Source organism: Agrobacterium sp. LEGMi-208b, from assembly GCF_059511785.1.
In genome coordinates, this window is sequence record NZ_CM183445.1 from 625,000 (window position 1) to 637,983 (window position 12,984).

At 61.9% G+C, this 12,984-nt stretch carries 15 protein-coding genes; 3 read left to right on the forward strand and 12 right to left on the reverse strand.

The window, feature by feature from the left end:
- The first annotated feature begins 46 nt into the window (after positions 1-46).
- Positions 47-220, forward strand: a complete 174-nt coding sequence (locus tag AC5YUO_RS03095) for a hypothetical protein (RefSeq protein WP_400811684.1) — start codon at positions 47-49, stop codon at positions 218-220.
- A gap of 18 nt (positions 221-238) precedes the next feature.
- Here the strand turns inward: AC5YUO_RS03095 and AC5YUO_RS03100 are convergent, their stop codons facing one another.
- Positions 239-1,627, reverse strand: coding sequence for an MFS transporter (locus AC5YUO_RS03100; RefSeq protein WP_496154900.1), 1,389 nt, complete (start codon positions 1,625-1,627; stop codon positions 239-241).
- A 178-nt stretch (positions 1,628-1,805) separates the two neighbouring features.
- Here AC5YUO_RS03100 and AC5YUO_RS03105 point away from each other — a divergent pair, with 178 nt between their 5' ends.
- Positions 1,806-2,054 (forward strand): hypothetical protein, encoded by a 249-nt coding sequence (locus tag AC5YUO_RS03105; RefSeq protein ID WP_496154210.1) that lies wholly within the window; start codon positions 1,806-1,808, stop codon positions 2,052-2,054.
- On the opposite strand, the gene AC5YUO_RS03110 is transcribed toward AC5YUO_RS03105, so the two are convergent.
- The 10 genes from AC5YUO_RS03110 to AC5YUO_RS03155 all read right to left on the reverse strand — a co-directional run bounded on the left by AC5YUO_RS03110 (position 2,051) and on the right by AC5YUO_RS03155 (position 9,015).
- Entirely contained in the window at positions 2,051-2,416 is a 366-nt protein-coding gene (locus tag AC5YUO_RS03110) for a type II toxin-antitoxin system RelE/ParE family toxin (protein WP_496154211.1), read from the reverse strand. The two genes, AC5YUO_RS03105 and AC5YUO_RS03110, sit on opposite strands and share 4 nt — an antisense overlap.
- Positions 2,406-2,675 (reverse strand): ribbon-helix-helix domain-containing protein, encoded by a 270-nt coding sequence (locus AC5YUO_RS03115; RefSeq protein WP_496154212.1) that lies wholly within the window; start codon positions 2,673-2,675, stop codon positions 2,406-2,408. Before AC5YUO_RS03115 ends, AC5YUO_RS03110 begins: the two co-directional genes overlap by 11 nt.
- 72 nt (positions 2,676-2,747) lie before the next feature.
- Positions 2,748-3,107: a type II toxin-antitoxin system toxin MazF gene (gene mazF, locus AC5YUO_RS03120; protein WP_496154213.1), complete on the reverse strand. Its 360-nt coding sequence runs from the start codon at positions 3,105-3,107 to the stop codon at positions 2,748-2,750.
- Positions 3,107-3,373 (reverse strand): type II toxin-antitoxin system antitoxin MazE, encoded by a 267-nt coding sequence (gene mazE / locus AC5YUO_RS03125; RefSeq protein ID WP_059753836.1) that lies wholly within the window; start codon positions 3,371-3,373, stop codon positions 3,107-3,109. The genes mazF and mazE overlap by 1 nt, the downstream gene beginning before the upstream one ends.
- 69 nt (positions 3,374-3,442) lie before the next feature.
- Positions 3,443-3,643, reverse strand: coding sequence for a heavy-metal-associated domain-containing protein (locus AC5YUO_RS03130; RefSeq protein WP_496154214.1), 201 nt, complete (start codon positions 3,641-3,643; stop codon positions 3,443-3,445).
- Positions 3,644-3,696: 53 nt separating this feature from the next.
- Positions 3,697-4,119 (reverse strand): Cu(I)-responsive transcriptional regulator, encoded by a 423-nt coding sequence (cueR, locus tag AC5YUO_RS03135; protein WP_496154215.1) that lies wholly within the window; start codon positions 4,117-4,119, stop codon positions 3,697-3,699.
- A complete protein-coding gene (locus AC5YUO_RS03140; RefSeq protein WP_496154216.1) occupies positions 4,116-6,701 on the reverse strand; it encodes a heavy metal translocating P-type ATPase in 2,586 nt (861 codons plus the stop codon). Before AC5YUO_RS03140 ends, cueR begins: the two co-directional genes overlap by 4 nt.
- Before the next feature lie 177 nt (positions 6,702-6,878).
- Entirely contained in the window at positions 6,879-7,487 is a 609-nt protein-coding gene (locus AC5YUO_RS03145; protein WP_496154217.1) for a class I SAM-dependent DNA methyltransferase, read from the reverse strand.
- Positions 7,488-7,528: 41 nt separating this feature from the next.
- On the reverse strand, positions 7,529-8,353 hold the full coding sequence (blaOXA, locus tag AC5YUO_RS03150) for a class D beta-lactamase (protein ID WP_400811659.1): 825 nt from the start codon (positions 8,351-8,353) through the stop codon (positions 7,529-7,531).
- A 170-nt stretch (positions 8,354-8,523) separates the two neighbouring features.
- Positions 8,524-9,015 carry a YcgN family cysteine cluster protein gene (locus tag AC5YUO_RS03155; protein ID WP_496154218.1) on the reverse strand — a complete coding sequence of 164 codons (492 nt, stop codon included), beginning with the start codon at positions 9,013-9,015 and terminating at the stop codon, positions 8,524-8,526.
- A 267-nt stretch (positions 9,016-9,282) separates the two neighbouring features.
- On the opposite strand from AC5YUO_RS03155, the gene AC5YUO_RS03160 reads away from it, so the two are divergent.
- Entirely contained in the window at positions 9,283-11,475 is a 2,193-nt protein-coding gene (locus AC5YUO_RS03160) for a transglycosylase domain-containing protein (RefSeq protein WP_496154219.1), read from the forward strand.
- Between the two features lie 238 nt (positions 11,476-11,713).
- Here AC5YUO_RS03160 and AC5YUO_RS03165 read toward each other — a convergent pair whose 3' ends face one another.
- Positions 11,714-12,613 carry a LysR family transcriptional regulator ArgP gene (locus AC5YUO_RS03165; protein ID WP_496154220.1) on the reverse strand — a complete coding sequence of 300 codons (900 nt, stop codon included), beginning with the start codon at positions 12,611-12,613 and terminating at the stop codon, positions 11,714-11,716.
- Positions 12,614-12,984: the final 371 nt, after the last annotated feature.

Here is a 12,984-nt window from a genome sequence, read left to right on the forward strand (position 1 = left end):
TGATAGACCGAAACCGCCCGACACATCCGTCGAAAGGAGAACCGGCATGACGAAAATCCGCGACACCAGCGATCCGATCCTGTTTCCGACAGAAGCCAATGAAAACAAGGCCGAGAAAAAACGCGCCGGCAAGGGCATCGTCATCATCATCGGCGCGATCGCGATCATGTCCTTCGTCGTTTACCTGGCGGCGATCACCATCGCCACAACCCAGTCCTGACCGCGGCACGCGCGCACCTTAGCGCCGTTCGCCGCGTAAGCCGCTGGCGGTCATGATCGCCAGCAGCGACACGACCACGCCCAGCCCATAAAGATAAACCATCGGCATCGTCACATCCGCACGCTCGATCTGCGCCACCAGATCGGTGGCAGTGGCGACTGTGCCGCTGGCGCCGGCACCGGCAGCGGCGCCCAGCGTCGCGACGGTCGGCAGCAGCGCACCCGTCATCTTGCGTTCCTCTTCCGGCGCCGCCTCCATGGCGGCCTGGCTGATGCCGGCCCAGGACATGCCGAAGGCCGATCCGATCAGGATTTGCCCGACGAGCATCTCTCCCCAGTTGCCGGTCGCAAGCCCAAGCCCGAGCAGCGCGCAGCCCGGCACCATCTGGTAAGGGCCGTAATGCAGGTAAATCTCCCGAAGACGGGCCGAGCGCAGGCTGCCGATCAGCATCGCCACGAAGCTCCAGGCAAGCGGCATCGTCACCACGATGAAACCGGCAAAGGTCGGTTCATGCCGCCAGAGATTGATGGCGACATAAGCGAGATAGACGCTGCCCAGCGCATGGGCATAGGACATCAGGAACAGCACCCAGAAACCGCTGCCGAGCACCGTCTTCAACCGGAAGGAATCCTTCGGGAAAAGGCCGATGGAAGGCCGGATGCCCGCGCGCAGCGAAGCCCACAGCAGCGCCGCCCCCACGAGCAGGGAAAGGGCGCGCAGGCTCGCATCCTCGAAGGCGGAAGGCGCGGAAAACGCCAATGCGCCGACAAGGCAAAGCAGCAGCGGCACCAGCGGTTTGCGCGTCGCCGCCACCGGCCGTTCGGCGGAAACGGCAACGACAGTATAGGCGAGCAGCAGCAGGATCAGCGGCGCCGACAGCAGAAAGGTGGCGCGCCAGGAGATATGTTCGGTGGCGAAACCGCCGGTCAGCGGGCCGATGAAGGAGGCGACCGCCCAGATCGCCGCCTCGATGGCGAAGACCTTCGGCAACAGGCCGGAGCGGAAACCGGCGGGAATGAGGCTGTAGCATACGGCGACGATCAGCCCGTCCGCCAGCCCCTGCAACGCGCGGCCGACGACGACCCACAAAAAGTCGCCGGCGATTGCCGAAAGGACCGAACCGAAGGAAAAGATCAGGCAGCACAGAAGCAGCACCGCGCGGGCGCCAAAACGCTCGCGAAACAGCACGGCGGTGACGCCGCCCGCCACGGAGCCGACGAAATAAAGACTATAGGCCCAGCTGTAAAAACCCGCGCCGCCGATGTCGTTGACGGCGACGGGCAAGGCCGTCACCACCGCGAACTGGTTGAAGGCGTGCAGGCCGATACCGGCGGAGATGACGGTCAGAAGCGAGAGGTTCGCCCCGCTCAGCAATTCGCCCCAGCCGTTTTTTTCCGCCATTTCCATACTCGTCAAAGCCGTATCCTTTCCATTTTTTCGGGTACGGCGGGCAAACTAGAACCTCAAGCGCCATTGAGGTCAAGACACCTTTTCACGTCATTTGCCCTGAAGGAATTCTTCGGCAGCAGGAACCCTCCGCCCCTCCGGGCCGTTTGTCGAATGAACAGACAGAAAGGATACCGTCATGGACCGCGAGAAAATCATGCCCCGCAACGAAGACGCCATGGACGAGGACCTGCTCGATCTCGACATCGACGCCCTTCCCGCCAGGGGAGAAATTCCACAATCCATCGAACAGGAAATCGAGGAAGAAGAGGCCGAAAGCGAGGACGATCCCTATCAGGAAAGCGACGAGGCCCTGCCAGACGATGCCGAGGAACGGGTGATCAACCGCAATCCTTCGCGGGAAGGCGGGGCTTTCGACGAGGTTTAGGGAAGGTCCGGGGCGCGACGGGAGACAAGGCGCGTGAGCGTATGGCGCAGGTGGTCCTGCCCGCCGAAAAACACCGCGAGAATACGCACGGTCTTTTCACCCTCCTCGACATCGAAATAAAAGACAGCCTGATTTTTCGTTACCCGGCGAAGGCCGGGCAATATTTCGGGCAATAATGTGCCCTGAAAAGGCGATTTGTGAAGCGCATCCATATCCGCTTCAATTGACACCACGCGTCGTTCGGCGCGCGCGAAAGCCCCCGGCAAGGCGTCACCAAGGTCGAGATAGGACTGAATGAGATGGTCGAGAATGAGGCCGAGGTCCCGATCCGTCTGGGTAGAGCGCACGACCTTAAAGGCCATAATCAGCCTTTTTGGCTGCTATCATCGCTGCGGTTCTGCCTTTGCCGTCTTCCAGGGAGACGAAGTCGCCCTGCCCACGCTCGGCCAGCAAATCACGAAGCGCGGCAAGTTCGGCGTCCTTCAGTTCCGTTTCCTGCCGGAGCAGTTCCAGCCCACGCTGGACGACGGCACTGAGGCTGGCATAACGCCCCTCTTCCACCAGCCTGCGGGCGAAACTGTCCTGCTGGTCGGAGATGGAAACTGACGCCTTGACGGACATTGTGGCACTCCCTCGACAGGAAAGATCATACTACTCAGTAGCATATATCGCTTATTATTCCAATTGGCGTTCTCAGGCGGGATCAATCATGCTGATGACACGACCGGCGATTTCGTCGATCGTCGCATCGTCAAGGGTTTCGATATATTTCGCTTTCTTCTGGGCGGCACGGGCAACAATGTCCATGCTTCTCACCTGATTGCATAATGCAACCCCGGTTGTCCTGTGGCCCGATATGTTCACGGCAAGCCCTGCCCTGCGTGTGAATACTCCGCCCGTGGTCACGGGAACGACAAGGCACAGTCCAACTGCATTGATTTCTTTCGGCGTGATGACGATACAACGATGCTCGTCCCTGATTTCGCTGCCGATGACAGGGTTCAGGTCGACCAGATAAACGTCGCCACGTTTCGGAATCTGGCTGCGGACCATCAAAGGGCTTCTTTGCCGACTGGCGGCGCTTCGTCCCACTCCCGCGCACTGGCATTGAGGGCAGCGACTTCATCCGCACCCTCCAGCAGTTCGGCAAGCGTGAAGCGCTTCTTTTCCTGCCGAACCGGGCTGGCGACCAGCGCGCCGTTATCGACCTCGAGCGTCAGTTGCTCACCGATTTCCAGCCCCAGCATCTTCAAAAGAGCGGGCGGGATAGTCATCACCGCCGCACCGCCCTGACGTCTTATTCTCGTCGTTACGGTCATCCGTCTGCGCTCCATTTTTGTGCAACATATGTAGCACATTTTTGGACCTGCGCAAACGGAAGCCGTCTCTCAACCCGCCCGTTCCGGCGAATAACCGGCTTCGCGGATCGCCGCTTCCGCGGTTGCGGCGTCGCCTGTCACGGTCAGCTTGTGGGCATCGAGGTCGATGCTGACGGACGCGCCGGGCAGCGCCTCCGTGAGAGCGCCGCGCAGCGTCTTTTCGCAATGGCCACAGGTCATATCAGGAATGAGGAAGGTGGTTGCGCTCATGGTTTTCTCCTTTTGACCGGCACCACTATTTCCGCGCCGGATGTCATTAAAGGTCAGTGGGCTCTCGCGGGCCGGGCGTCGGTCTTATCGGCGCCCGCGAGATCGTCGAGGATGGGGCAGTCGGGCCGGTGGTCGCCGCCGCAGCAATGGGCGAGATGGGACAGCGTCTTCACCATGCTCTTCATCTCGGCGATTTTCTGCTCGAGATCGGCGATGTGGACGAGCGCGATTTCCTTCACCGCCGAACTCTCGCGGCTCTTGTCCTGCCAGAGTTTCAGCAGCGTCTCGGTTTCTTCGAGCGAAAAACCGAGCGTGCGCGCCCGCTTGATGAAGCGCAGATTGTGCACGTCCTGCTCGCCATAAACCCGGTAATTATTGCCGGTGCGGGCGGCGGGGGTGATGAGACCGATCTGCTCGTAATAACGGATCATCTTGGCGGAAACGCCCGATGCTTCCGATGCCTGGCCGATATTCACGACGTCACCTCCCGATGGGCCACCTTCGCCCGTTTCAACCGCAGCGCATTGGCGAGAACGAAGACGCTGGAGAGCGCCATCGCGCCCGCGCCGATCATCGGCGACAGCGTGATGCCGAAGGCCGGATAAAGCACGCCCGCCGCAACCGGTATCAGCGCCACATTGTAACCGAAAGCCCAGAACAGGTTTTCCTTGATGTTGCGCATGGTCGCACGGCTCATCTCGATCGCATTGACCGCCCCCAGAAGATCGCCGCCGACCAGCACCACATCGGCGCTTTCGATGGCGACATCCGTGCCGGTGCCGACGGCGATGCCGATATCGGCCTCGGCCAGCGCCGGCGCATCATTGATACCGTCACCCACGAAGGCCAGCACCTTGCCGCCTTCGCGCATCTCGTGGATCGCCTTCACCTTGCCCTCGGGCAGCACTTCGGCCACCACACGGGAAATGCCGACCTGCCGGGCGATTGCATTCGCCGTGCGGGCATTGTCGCCCGTCACCATGGCCACTTCGATGCCCATGGCCTGCAGCGCCCGGATGGCGGTGACGCTCGAAGGTTTCAGCGGATCGGCGACGGCAATCGCAGCCGCCAGCCTGCCGTCGATGGCGGCATAAAGCGGCGTCTTGCCCTCGTCGCCCAGCCTTGCGGCGGCGTCGGCAAAGATATCCACGGAATGGCCGAGTTTGGCCATGTAACGATCCGCGCCGACTTCGACCCTGCGGCCATTGACGGTGGCGGCGATACCGTAGCCAGTCACGCTTTCGAAGTTTTCCACGGTTGCAGGTTCGAGTCCTGCAGGGACCACCACCTTCTTTTCTTCCGCAGCCCGGACGATGGCTTCGGCAATCGGATGTTCCGAGCGGCCCTCGACGGCGGCGACCAGCCTCAGCACCTCATTGTCGGCAAATCCTTCCGCAACCACCAGATCGGTCAGTTCCGGACGGCCCTTGGTGACAGTGCCGGTCTTGTCCACCACGACGATCTCAGCCGAGCGCAGTTCCTGCAGCGCCTGTCCCTTGCGGAACAACACACCCAGTTCCGCCGCCCTTCCGGTGCCGACCATGATGGATGTCGGCGTGGCGAGACCCATGGCGCAGGGGCAGGCGATGATGAGCACCGCCACCGCATTGACCAGCGCGAAAGTATAGGCGGGCTCGGGACCAAATATCGCCCAGACAATGAAGGTCAGCACCGCAATAGCGATGACGACGGGCACGAAGAGCGCGGTGACACGGTCCACCAGCAGCTGGATCGGCAGCTTGGAGCCTTGCGCCTCCTCCACCATGCGGATGATCTGCGACAGCATGGTATCCGCGCCGACCTTGGTTGCCTTGAACTTGAAGGCGCCGGTCTTGTTGATGGTGCCGCCGACAACAGTTGCGCCGACCGCCTTTTCCACCGGCACGGGTTCACCCGATATCATGGATTCATCGACATAGGACGAGCCTTCGACAACTTCGCCATCCACCGCCAGCCTCTCGCCGGGGCGGATGACGACGATATCGCCGGCCACAAGGTCCTCGGGGGAAATATCGATGGTGGCACCGTCGCGCTCCACGCGGGCGGTCTTCGCCTGCAGGCTCATCAGCTTGCGGATGGCGTCTCCCGTGCGGCCGCTGGCGCGGGCTTCGAGAAGCCGTCCGGTCAGGATCAGCGTGACGATGACGGTTGCCGCTTCATAATAGACGAACTGCGCCTCCGCCGGCAGCAGATCGGGCGCGAAGGTCGCCACGACGGAATAAAGATAGGCCGCTGTGACGCCCAGCGCCACCAGCGAATTCATTTCCGGCGCGCCGCGCAGCAGCGCTGGAAAACCGGTCTTGAGGAAGCGCAGGCCCGGTCCGAAAATCACCGCCGTCGCCAGCACGAAATAGATGTAATAGAGGTTCTGCGTATCGATGATACCCATCAGCCAGTGATGCATCGGCTCATAGAGATGACCGCCCATTTCCAGCACGAAAAGCGGTGCGGTCAGGATCGCGGCGATCGTCAGGTCGCGTTTCAGCGCGCCCTCCTCGCCCACATGGTGCATATGGTCATGGCCGCCGCTTTCGTCAGCCGCCGCCATCTGGCCGTGGCCCTGATGATGTCCGTGGCGCTGGCCGTGACCTTGATGGGCGGAATGGTCGCGCGGTCCCGGCGTCTTCAGCAGAAAACCGGCGAGCTTTGCCGTTTCCACAAGCGCATCCCGTTCACGCCGGCCGCCAATCGTCTCCACGGAAGCCTTGCCGGAGGCCGCGTCGACCTTGACGGCGATTGTGGTGGCGACCGCTTCCAGAACGGCCTTCAGCCTTTCGGCATCCGCCTCGCCCCGCAGGCCTTCCACCGCAAATTCCTGCCGTTCCGGTGCGATATCGTAACCGACCTTCTTGATGGCGGCGCCAAGCGTTTTGGCCGAAAAACCTTCGGCCGGTTCAACCGTGAGCTTCTTCGTGGCGAAGTTCACGGAACTCGAGACGACACCGGGCACCTTGGCCGCGGCCGTTTCCACCCGCCGCACGCAGGAGGCGCAGGTCATGCCTTCCACGGGAATGGAAACCGGTTCATGTCGATGGGCGTGTTTGACTGTCTCGTTCATGGGAAATCCCCTTTCGAGACCCTATGTAGAGATTCCCATGATGGGAAGGTCAAGGGAAGCGCAAAGTTTTTGTTGAACACACAATCGTGAGTGCGGCCCCCACCGTAAAACATCGCGTTCGCAGCGATCATGCGGCCCCGTTGACCCGCTACCGGGTGAGGCCTCCCAAGCGCGCGTTCAGAGGGCGACGCGTCTCGCCAGATAAACCGTGGCGCCGCCGCATTCGGGATCGTTGACGGCATGATCGAGAAGCCGGAAACCATGCCCGGCGAGCAGGCTTTCATATTCATCGCGTGCGAGGCTCGCATGATAAAGCGGCCTACCCTGAAAGGTGCCGATGGCTTCCCCGTGATCCGGTCCGGACGTGAACATCAACGCCGCGCCGTCATTGGCATGCTGGTGGAAAATGTCGAACATGCGGCGCTGATCGCCCACCGTCAGATGGAAAAAACTGTGCCACGCGATCAGCCCGTCGAAGCGGCGGCCGAGGGCCAGCTTTCGCATATCCGCAACCGCCCAGAGGTTTCCGGGAAATCTCTTCCGGCAAAGCTCGACCAGCGGCAGGGACGCATCGATGCCCGTGACGTCATAACCGCTGGCGATGAAGTAGCCGGCGATCGGCTCACCGGCACCGCAGCCAATATCGAGAATGGACGCGCCCTTCGGCAAGAGCGAGATGAACCTGTCGAGCCAGGGTTTTTCGGCAAGGGAGCGGCCACGCTGCCTGTCGAAATCGGCCCCGTGTTCATTGTAGATCGTGATGACGTCACGAGAGGCATCCGGCATATGCTTTTCCTTTTCGGGCAAAGGTCATACCGGCTGCGCAACTACCGGTGCACGGCCAGCCGGGGAATATCGCGCAGGAAGGCATCGCGCACGGCGGGGCCGAGCGGCTCGTTGGATGGTTTGTCGGAAACGCGCAGTCTCGCAAAGACGATGTGCTGGCCTTCACGCTCCGCCCAGCCGACGAACCAGCCGAAGGGGCGGTTGCGGTCGGGATTGCCCTTTTCGTCACGCATGTAGCCGGTGCCGGTCTTGCCGTGCACGGCCCAGCTTTCCGGCGCATCGAAGACCGGTACGATTGCCCTGGTCTTGGCCTGCGCATCGCGCGAGACCGGCAGATTGCCGGCCAGAAGGCGGCGGAGGAAGCCCACCTGTTCCACCGGCGAGACCGTCAGCGACGATCCGAGCCAGGAATGGGTGAGCCCGTTATTCTTGCCCGGCTCACCGGAAACATCGGCATTGCCGTAACCGAGGCGCTTCACATAGGCGGCGAATTTTTCCGGACCGAGGCGGCGGGTGATTTCGCGCGAATACCACAGCACCGAATCCTGCTCCCAGATCGTCGGATCGACCGTCTTGCGGTCGGAAGCGCGCGCCTCGGTGCCGGGTTTCCAGTCCCAGGCGGGCGTCTTTTCATCCTGAAGAATGCCGGCGTCGTAGCCGATCAGCGCCAGCGGCACCTTGAAGGTGGAGGCCGGCGCTACGCGCTGGTCGCAGGCGCCCTGCTGGTTGATGATGGCGCCGGTCTCGATGGACGTGACCAGCGTGCATTCAAAGGCCTGGGGCTGTTGCTGGGCATCAGCGGAAAACGGCAGGAGCCCCGGAAGGGCAAGGCATGAAAGAACGATGGCGGGCAGCCGGTAGCGCATGCGTTTTGATGTCCCTCGTCCGCTTTTGCGGATCATTTGCCGGAATGGCCGGAAGCTGTCTTTGATTTCAGACAAGTCGTACCCCGAAACCGTGACACGCTTTCGGGCGACACTGCCTTAAGGGAACGATGGGGCAGGAATAGGACCAAACCGAAAATTGACTCTCTCCATCAAGTCCGTTCCTTTTCGCCCGCCCTCGCGCCGACCGTCTCACCCACCGTGAGAGGCCAGTCGACCACATAATCCTCGAAGTCGTCAACATCCACGTCGGCCTCGCTGACGGTGCGGCCGCGTGCGGAAATGCCGGCCTCATGCACCGTCTCGGTATCGCCGGAGACGAGATAATGCCACCAGTAGAGATCCTTGCCGTCGCGCACCAGCGCATAAGCGCAGGTGGGCGGCAGCCAGCCGATCTCATGCACCTTCTTCAGGTCGAGCTGGATACAGTCCGGCACGGTGGCGCGGCGGTTTTCGTAATCGGAGCATCGACAGCTCTCGCCGTCGAGCAGCACGCAGCGGACCGAGGTGAACACCACTTCGCCGGTGTCCCAGTCCTCCAGCTTGTTCAGACAACAGAGGCCGCAGCCGTCGCACAGGCTTTCCCATTCCTCGCCGGTCATCTCCGTGAGTGATTTGGTTTTCCAGAACGGCGCGTCATTCATCGTTAACATTTCCGTTTCATTTTGATCTCTTGGACGGGAGTGTTTAACCGGTCCCTAATCCTTTATATCGTATCGCCAAGGGCTGGTTTGTACGATATTTTATGGAGATTGGCGGGCGGCAGAGGGTCATTGGCCCGTAAGAAGCCACCACGTCAAGCAATTCCGACACAGACATGCCATGGTTTTGCGTCGGGAATAGGTTGAAGTACAGAATATCGGGCAGACATCTCGATGGCCGCGTTGCGTTGAACAGGAAAACATCGCCAGGTGCAGGAAGAAAAAGACGATAAAAAAGGCCGTAAGAAACGGCATATCCTGCTCCGGATCGATAGCTTCATCGACTCCGGTCTGTGGACGGCTGCGGCGCGGCTGGTGGATTTCTGGGAAGACGTCACCATCGCCTCCCGCAAGCTGCATGTGCGTGGCTGGAAGAAGCTTCTCGTCAACCTCACCTGCGACGCGCTGACCTTCGGAACGGCGGGATCCGTCGTGCTTCTCGCGCTCGCCATGCCCGCCTTCGAGGAAACCAAGAAGGACTGGCGTTATCGCGGCGATTTCGCCGTCACCTTCCTCGACCGCTACGGCAATACCATCGGTCATCGCGGCATCATCCATGAGGACAGCGTGCCGATCGACCAGATGCCTGACCATTTCATCAAGGCGGTTCTGGCGACCGAGGACCGGCGGTTCTTCGACCATTTCGGCATCGATTTCATTGGCCTTGCCCGCGCCATGAGTGAAAACGCCCGCGCCGGCGGCGTGGTGCAGGGCGGCTCGACGCTGACGCAGCAGCTCGCCAAGAACCTGTTTCTCACCAATGAGCGCTCGCTGGAGCGCAAGATCAAGGAAGCCTTCCTCGCGCTGTGGCTCGAGACCAACATGTCGAAGAAGGAAATTCTCAGCCTTTATCTCGACCGCGCCTATATGGGCGGCGGCACCTTCGGCGCTGCTGCGGCGGCGCAATTTTATTTCGGCAAGAACCTCACCGACGTGACGCTGGCTGAATCCGCCATTCTGGCCGGGCTGTTCAAGGCGCCGGCCAAATATGCGCCGCATGTCAACCTGCCGGCGGCCCGCGCCCGCGCCAACACCGTGCTTTCCAATCTGGTACAGAGCGGGTTGATGACCGAGGGCCAGGTGATCGGCGCGAGGCGCAACCCGGCCACCGTCATCGACCGCGCCGATGTGAAGGCGCCGGATTATTTCCTCGACTGGGCTTTCGACGAAGTGCAGCGGCTGGCGGCGCAAGGCAAGTTCAGGGATCACACCGTCGTCGTGCGCACCACCATCGATACCGGCCTGCAGCAGGCGGCCGAACAGGCGATGGAAATGGGCCTGCGCGAATTCGGCGAAGGTTACCGCGTCAAGCAGGGCGCGATGGTGATGATCGAGAATGGCGGCGGCGTGCGCGCCATGGTCGGCGGGCGTGATTATGGCGAAAGCCAGTTCAACCGCGCCACGGCGGCGCTGCGCCAGCCGGGCTCCTCCTTCAAGGTTTACACCTACTCCGCCGCCATGGAAAAGGGCATGAAGCCCGAGACGCTGATATCAGATGCGCCGGTAACCTGGCGCGGCTGGTCGCCGCAGAATTACGGCCGCTCCTATGCCGGCAAGGTGACCCTGCAGATGGCGCTCGCCAAGTCCTACAATACCGTGCCGGTCCGGCTCGCGAAGGACGTGCTCGGCACACAGGTCATCGTCGATACCGCCAAGTCCATGGGTGTCGCCACGCCGCTGCGCAGCGACAAGACCATTCCGCTCGGCACATCAGAAGTGACGGTTCTCGATCAGGCCACCGCCTATGCCGTTTTCCCGGCCGACGGCATGCAGTCCCGCCGCCACGGCATCGAGCAGGTGCTGGATTACGAGGGCAATGTTCTCTACGATTTCAGCCACAACGAGCCGCCCGCCAAACGGGTGCTTTCCGAAGACGCCAATTCGAAGATGAACCAGATGCTGGTGACCATCCCGGTCATGGGCACGGCCCGGCGCGGCGCGCTGGAAAACGGCATCGTTTCCGGCGGCAAGACCGGCACCTCGCAGGCCTATCGTGATGCCTGGTATGTGGGTTTCACCGGCAACTACACCACGGCCGTCTGGTTCGGGAACGACGATTTCACGCCGATGAACAACATGACCGGCGGCGCGCTTCCGGCCATGACCTTCAAGCGGCTGATGGATTATGCCCATCAGGGCATGGAGCTGCGCCCGATTCCCGGCATCCAGAACCCGCTGCCGACGGGCGCGCGCCCGCAACCCGCCGCGCAAGTGGCAGCAGCCACCGCCAACACACCCGCCATGCCGGCGCTCACCCGCCCGCGCTCGCTCTCGGCGGAAGCCACGCGTGTGATCCGCTCCATCGCCAGGAAGATGAAGGATGCTTCGGCGCTTAGCGTGACGACGCAGAAGGTGGCGGATGCATCGTTGCGGGAAGGCGCGGAGGATGCGGCGCGGCGGTGAGGTTGGGGCGTGTAGAGGGTGCTTTCGGAGTTCGGGGCTCACCCCCCTCTGCCCTGCCGGGCATCTCCCCCTCAAGGGGGGAGATCGGCAAGAGGCGCTACCACAACTTCATTCTCAAGCGTTGAGATGGACGAGAGCGTGCCACAGATCGATCTCCCCCCTTGAGGGGGAGATGCCCGGCAGGGCAGAGGGGGGTAAAGCCCCGCACTCCATCGCCACCGCTTTTCCAAACCACAACCTAGCGCAACAACACCGTCCTCGCCGTCGCCACCACATCCGCCGTAAGCCCACCAAGCCGCTCCGCCGCAAGCCGGTTCACCTGCCAGTAAAGCGGAATGTCAAGCGGCGTGCCGGGAACGACCTCCACCAGCCGCCCTTCCCTCAAATGTTCCCCCACAAGCTGAACCGGATTGAGCCCCCAGCCCATGCCGGAAAGGCTCGCCTTCACGAAGCCGTCCGTCGAAGGCAGCCAGTGGGTGGGATAGGAGACCTCCTCGCCCAGCGCCTGCCTGATCCAGCTCGCCTGCAGCCTGTCCTTCTGGTTGAAGGTGAGCCCCGGCGCGCGGGCAAGGGCGGCGGGTGTCACACCGCCGGCGAAATGGCGGGCCATGAAATCCGGGCTGGCGGTGGCGTGATAACGCAGCACACCGAGCGCTGTGACCCGGCAACCCTGCACGGGCTTGGCATGGGCGGTGACGGCGGCAAGCACCCTGCCGCCGCGCAGCCATTCCACGGTGTGATCCTGATCGTCGACAGCGATATTGACGAGATAATCGCTGCCGCCGGTGAATTTCGACACCGCGTCCAGAAACCAGGTGCCGAGGCTGTCGGCATTGGTGGCGATGTTGAGCGTCACACGCTCCTGCGCCGATCCCGCTTGCGCCAATGCCGGAAGCTGGCGGAACAATTCGCTTTCCAGCATGCCGACATGGTCCATATGCCGGCAGAGCCATTCGCCCTTTTCCGTCGCCACGCAGGGGTTGCCGCGCACGATCAGCACCACGCCCAGCCGCTCCTCCAGTTGCTTGATGCGCTGGGAGACGGCCGAAGGCGTGACGCACAGCACCTGCGCCGCCTTTTCGAAACTGCCGGTCTGGGCAACGAGCGCCACGGCCCGCATGGAGGGGTAGTCGAGCATTAGGACACCGGCTGAGGAGATTGGAACTGATGCGGCTGGCGCGCCGCTACAGACCATTGGTGCGGAGCTCTCCTCTCCTCATTCCTGTGCTTGTCACAGGAATCCAGTCGACGTGCGTCTGCGCGGCGGAAGAGTCTTTTCAGCCCAAGGACTTGGGCTGGCTGGATTCCTGTGACAAGCACAGGAATGAGGGTTGAGGGGAGGCAGCGCCTCAGAAAAGCAGTCTGCGAAATGACATGACAGGACATTAGCAATACTTATCTGGATTGAGTTTATTTAACTGGATTAAACCATTCTTCCCAAATATCCAAGCACTCGGTCCGAAAGCAACGCCTTCGGCCACTCCACATGGACAGAGGCAGGGGCCGCGA

Bases quoted from the DNA above. Each gene is read 5' to 3' on its own strand.
- AC5YUO_RS03095 (WP_400811684.1), top strand. From the start codon at position 47: ATGACGAAAATCCGCGACACCAGCGATCCGATCCTGTTTCCGACAGAA.
- AC5YUO_RS03100 (WP_496154900.1), bottom strand. From the start codon at position 1,627: ATGGAAATGGCGGAAAAAAACGGCTGGGGCGAATTGCTGAGCGGGGCG.
- AC5YUO_RS03105 (WP_496154210.1), top strand. From the start codon at position 1,806: ATGGACCGCGAGAAAATCATGCCCCGCAACGAAGACGCCATGGACGAG.
- AC5YUO_RS03110 (WP_496154211.1), bottom strand. From the start codon at position 2,416: ATGGCCTTTAAGGTCGTGCGCTCTACCCAGACGGATCGGGACCTCGGC.
- AC5YUO_RS03115 (WP_496154212.1), bottom strand. From the start codon at position 2,675: ATGTCCGTCAAGGCGTCAGTTTCCATCTCCGACCAGCAGGACAGTTTC.
- mazF (WP_496154213.1), bottom strand. From the start codon at position 3,107: ATGGTCCGCAGCCAGATTCCGAAACGTGGCGACGTTTATCTGGTCGAC.
- mazE (WP_059753836.1), bottom strand. From the start codon at position 3,373: ATGACCGTAACGACGAGAATAAGACGTCAGGGCGGTGCGGCGGTGATG.
- AC5YUO_RS03130 (WP_496154214.1), bottom strand. From the start codon at position 3,643: ATGAGCGCAACCACCTTCCTCATTCCTGATATGACCTGTGGCCATTGC.
- AC5YUO_RS03140 (WP_496154216.1), bottom strand. From the start codon at position 6,701: ATGAACGAGACAGTCAAACACGCCCATCGACATGAACCGGTTTCCATT.
- AC5YUO_RS03145 (WP_496154217.1), bottom strand. From the start codon at position 7,487: ATGCCGGATGCCTCTCGTGACGTCATCACGATCTACAATGAACACGGG.
- blaOXA (WP_400811659.1), bottom strand. From the start codon at position 8,353: ATGCGCTACCGGCTGCCCGCCATCGTTCTTTCATGCCTTGCCCTTCCG.
- AC5YUO_RS03155 (WP_496154218.1), bottom strand. From the start codon at position 9,015: ATGAATGACGCGCCGTTCTGGAAAACCAAATCACTCACGGAGATGACC.
- AC5YUO_RS03165 (WP_496154220.1), bottom strand. From the start codon at position 12,613: ATGCTCGACTACCCCTCCATGCGGGCCGTGGCGCTCGTTGCCCAGACC.